Raw genomic sequence first — 1,979 nt, 5'->3', positions numbered from 1 at the left:
GGGTGATCGGGAGAGCTAATCGGGTATGTTCCTAACTCATGTGCTCCTATTTGATGGAATCTAGGGGCCAGCAGCTTCTTGAAACGCTGCCGCCCTTGGTCGAATGAAGCTTAAAGCTTCAAAACCAGGTGGAGGGGACACGTGGGGACGAACCTTCCTGGCAAGATTTCGTCAGCGGATCCATGTGGATCACTCCATCAACCAGATCGGCTGATGAGTCGTCGGGCCAACAAAACGGTATCCAAACGACGAAGATTCTATGGGGGGAGGAACTATGTGAGGGGATTGACGGGATTCTTTACACTTGGGACCGATTTGACAAGCAATTAATGCGCAAATGCCCGTACTACGCTTTGAAGGCCCTGATTTCTCGGTTATCCGGCATAGAAACCAACCGGAAACCTAAGGGCACCCGTACTAGTCCGGCTTGAACAGCTGTAAATCAAGGAGGCTTCAGAACTCAGAACTCAGTCCAACTGAAAGTTGCAACTGATCCCAATCACGAAGACCGGAGTTCGTAGTGTAGCTGATCATCGAGGAAAAACTGATCCTCTCCGAGAAAAAGGGGCGTTGATAGCCGAGGAACAAATACAGGTTCTTCTCATCATCCGAGGCAAGGGCCGCCGCGGTTCCCACTGATTTATACTGAGAGATGCTGCAGGCAACACCGGCATCGATCTCACCCACGTGAAGAATCCGTTTCAACGAGGTGGAAAAGAGCAAATCGTCAACCAGATATCCGGCATTGCTCGGGGAAGGAACCGTCCGGTAGCTGACGAGGCCGTTCCAGATCCAACGTTCATTCAAACTGTACCTGAATTTCAGCTTCCCAAGGGCACCCGTGTCATTGCCGCCGCCGACACCGGAATTATTCGCAAACTCGATTCCCAGAGCCGCTTCCACATCGATTCGGTCCGTGACGCCGTAGTGGGCCGTGCCGACCAAACCCCACGCCTCCCGATCACCGGTGGAAATCGACTCCAACATCGAATACTGGATGACAGCACCTAAGCTAAGACGCCGACCGGTCGTCCAATTGAATCCAAAGTCACCGAGATAGCTTTCGGTTCCAGCCGATCCAATCGTCTGGTAATCCGACTTGGCATAACGCCAGGATCCCACCAGTTGGGTCTTGGGAGCCATCTGGTAGCTGCCCTTCATGCCGTAGCTAAAGATGGATCCTTCCACGTATCCTCCGGCCAGACGGTCCGCACCGGAAACCTCAGCATAGCTGATATAGGCTAGAATATCGGTTTTCCCCCCACGAAAACGGAACGAGCCACTGCCGGCTTGATCGAAACTGTCAAGATGCGGCTCGTCCCAGAAGACCTTGCCAATCGGCGAATAAAGCAACTCCAGGGAGCAGGTCGCTCCTCCATCCGGATCCGAGCGATAAGCGAGCCAAGGCTCGAGCTCCATGTAGATTTCGGCCTTCTCGTTGAAAGAATCAAGGAAGAGGTTGCTGTCATAAATGACGCTGGCGGATGCTCCGGAATAGATGCCGCCTTTGAATTCGGGCAGGAACTCGCCACCAAAATAGTTATCAAGCCCGGGCACCTCGGTATCCGCCACGCGTAGCGAGAGTCCTTCACCAAGAGATGCGGGAACGGTTAGGGCGAGCAGGCCGAGGCCACAGAACAGACCGGCGGATCTGTCGAAAAGGGGAGATTCGAACATGATGGTTTGGGGACGGAATTCTTTGATTGCGATTGCCGTGACGGATGATCGGGTGCCGTCACTTCAACAGTCGCCATCTCCTCCCCCGGAAAATCCGGCAATCCAAAATCCGACACCATAAGGGCAACGGACGACGAGTCGCATTGGCACCTCGGGTGCTTCGCAGAGCATTCATTTCAGGGGGGAGAGAAAGGAAGCCTGCCTGATTCCTCGCCTCAATTCAATAAAACAAGTTGGAAAAGAGCAGGTTCTAACTTCATATCATTGAACAATCCGGATCATCTAAAAGAATGAAGCGCAAC

General features: G+C 53.1%; 1 protein-coding gene. It reads right to left on the bottom strand.

Annotation, left to right across the window (positions count from 1 at the left end; translation table 11 throughout):
* Positions 1-453 precede the first annotated feature (453 nt).
* Positions 454-1,677: a hypothetical protein gene (locus tag WBG04_RS20080; RefSeq protein WP_424316506.1), complete on the bottom strand. Its 1,224-nt coding sequence runs from the start codon at positions 1,675-1,677 to the stop codon at positions 454-456.
* Positions 1,678-1,979: the final 302 nt, after the last annotated feature.

Origin of the sequence: Haloferula sp., assembly GCF_049672945.1 — a bacterium.
In the GTDB taxonomy this organism is placed as follows: domain Bacteria; phylum Verrucomicrobiota; class Verrucomicrobiia; order Verrucomicrobiales; family Akkermansiaceae; genus Haloferula.
Note: the sequence above shows the minus strand (reverse complement) of the source record. Positions and strands in the feature narration are given on the sequence as shown.

Coding starts and splice junctions, on each gene's coding strand:
- WBG04_RS20080 (WP_424316506.1), bottom strand. CDS start 1,677: ATGTTCGAATCTCCCCTTTTCGACAGATCCGCCGGTCTGTTCTGTGGC.